The 1,607-nt window shown below is 62.6% G+C and carries 1 protein-coding gene; it reads left to right on the top strand.

The window, feature by feature from the left end; translation table 11 throughout:
• The coding region (locus tag QME24_RS24660; RefSeq protein WP_281691086.1) for an acetolactate synthase large subunit at window positions 1-1,607 on the top strand (1,607 nt) is incomplete at both ends.

Genomic DNA, 1,607 nt, shown 5'->3' with positions numbered 1-1,607 from the left:
CTGGAAAACGAAGGTGTCGAGTATGTATTCGGCATTCCTGGTGAGGAAAACCTCGACCTGCTCGAATCCCTGCGCAAGTCGAAGATCAAACTGGTACTGACCCGTCACGAGCAGTCTGCAGGCTTCATGGCGGCTACCTACGGTCGCCTGACCGGCAAGACCGGCGTCAGCCTGTCGACCCTCGGCCCGGGTGCCACCAACCTGGTCACGGCCAGCGCCTATGCCTACCTGGGCGGCATGCCGATGATGATGATCACCGGCCAGAAGCCGATCAAGAAGTCCAAGCAGGGCCGCTTCCAGATCATCGACGTGTGCGGCATGATGGACCCCATCACCAAGTACACCCACCAGTTCGCTTCGGCCGACAACATCCCTTCGCGCATGCGTGAAGCCTTCCGCCTGGCTGAAGAAGAAAAGCCGGGTGCCGTGCACCTGGAACTGCCGGAAGACATCGCCGCCGAGCAGACCGACGCGCTGCCGATCCCGCGCAGCCTGCACCGCCGCCCGCTGGCCGAGCACGTGGCCATTGAAGCTGCGATTGAAAAGCTGCACAAAGCCCGCAGTCCGATTTTGGTTATCGGCGCCGGTGCCAACCGCAAGATGACCGCCAAGGTCCTCAAGCAACTGGTCGATAATACCGGTGTCCCATTCGTCACCACCCAGCTGGGTAAAGGTGTGGTCGACGAGCGCCACCCACGCTTCCTGGGTAACGCTGCGCTGTCGTCAGGCGATTTCGTGCACCGTGCGATCGAAGCGGCGGACCTCATCGTCAACATCGGCCACGATGTGATCGAGAAGCCGCCGTTCTTCATGGTGCGTGGCGGCACCGAAGTCATCCATATCAACTTCCGTTCCGCCGAAGTCGATGCCGTGTACTTCCCGCAGGTTGAAGTGATCGGCGACATCGCCAACGCCGTGTGGCAGATCGCTGAAGGCCTGGGCGACACTTCGCACTGGGACTTCACCCGCCTCATGGCGATTCGTGAAGCCAACGAAGCGCAGATCGCCGACGGCGCCGACGACGACCGCTTCCCGGTCTACCCACAGCGCCTGGTGGCCGACATTCGTCGCGTGCTGCCGTCCGAAGGCATCGTGGCCCTGGACAACGGCATCTACAAGATCTGGTTCGCCCGTAACTACAAGGCGCACAAGCCGAACACCGTGCTGCTGGACAACGCCCTGGCGACCATGGGCGCCGGCTTGCCATCGGCCATGGCTGCACACCTGGTCTACCCGGATCGCCCGGTGATTTCGGTGTGCGGTGACGGCGGCTTCATGATGAACAGCCAGGAGCTGGAAACCGCCGTGCGCCTGGGCATGCACATCACCGTGGTGATCCTGCGTGACGATGGCTACGGCATGATCCGCTGGAAGCAGGCCAACATGGGCTTCACCGATTTCGGCCTGGACTACGGCAACCCGGACTTCGTCAAGTATGCCGAAGCCTACGGCGCCAATGGCCACCGCGTGGAAAGCGCCGACGGCCTGCTGCCGCTGCTGGAGCACTGCATCAAGACCCCAGGCGTGCACGTGATCGACTGCCCGGTCGACTACAGCGAAAACGACCGCATCCTCAACAGCGAGCTGCGTGAGCGCGCGCTGGCGGT

This window comes from Pseudomonas sp. PARCl1 (genome assembly GCF_947311875.1).
GTDB classification, from domain to species: Bacteria; Pseudomonadota; Gammaproteobacteria; order Pseudomonadales; family Pseudomonadaceae; genus Aquipseudomonas; species Aquipseudomonas juntendi.
This window is presented reverse-complemented; position numbering and strand designations above follow the sequence as displayed.